Origin of the sequence: Pseudomonas graminis (genome assembly GCF_001705435.1) — a bacterium.
Lineage (GTDB): Bacteria > Pseudomonadota > Gammaproteobacteria > Pseudomonadales > Pseudomonadaceae > Aquipseudomonas > Aquipseudomonas graminis_B.
In genome coordinates, this window is sequence record NZ_MDEN01000020.1 from 1 (window position 1) to 562 (window position 562).

The window sequence follows — 562 nt, forward strand, 5'->3', positions numbered from 1 at the left end:
TGAACGTCACGACATTGGGCGCCCAGAGCAGGGGCATCTCCAAGGACCTCCTCAAAACGCTGACCGACGGCTCGACCCTTACGCTGAAGCTGGAGGCGTCTTTTGATGGCGGTGCAACGCGCTTTCCGTTTTCGGAACAGGCGTACACCATTAGAAGCGTCCCGGTTGTTCATACGATTGAAATCACCAAGGTGACGGACTCAAAAGGGCTGGAAATTGTTGACGGAGGAACTACGCAAGACACCACCGTACTCCTGACAGGCACAGTTTCTTGAGAGTTCCAGGCTGAAAAACCCTACGACTGGTTTAAGTAACGATCATTAGATACCGCCGGGTTTGAGTAACAAGTACGTCAATACCCGGCTGCCTGGCTCACAGCCTATTCACACATCGACTCCGTGAACCAGATTAGCAAGGAGCAAAAGAAAATGAAGACCACTTCCCTGACCGCCGAGCAAAAAGACAAATTAACGGCGGCAATCAAACAGGCGCTTGACGGCACTTTATCCATTAACGCAACACCCTACCCTCGTCCTAAAGTCGAGCCTGCAGACGCATTCAA

The 562-nt window shown here is 51.8% G+C and carries 1 protein-coding gene; it reads left to right on the top strand.

Translation table 11 applies throughout. The features are described from left to right. A partial coding sequence (locus BBI10_RS27465; RefSeq protein WP_167355752.1) for a hypothetical protein occupies positions 1–275 on the top strand: 275 nt, incomplete at its 5' end. Between the last annotated feature and the right edge of the window lie 287 nt (positions 276–562).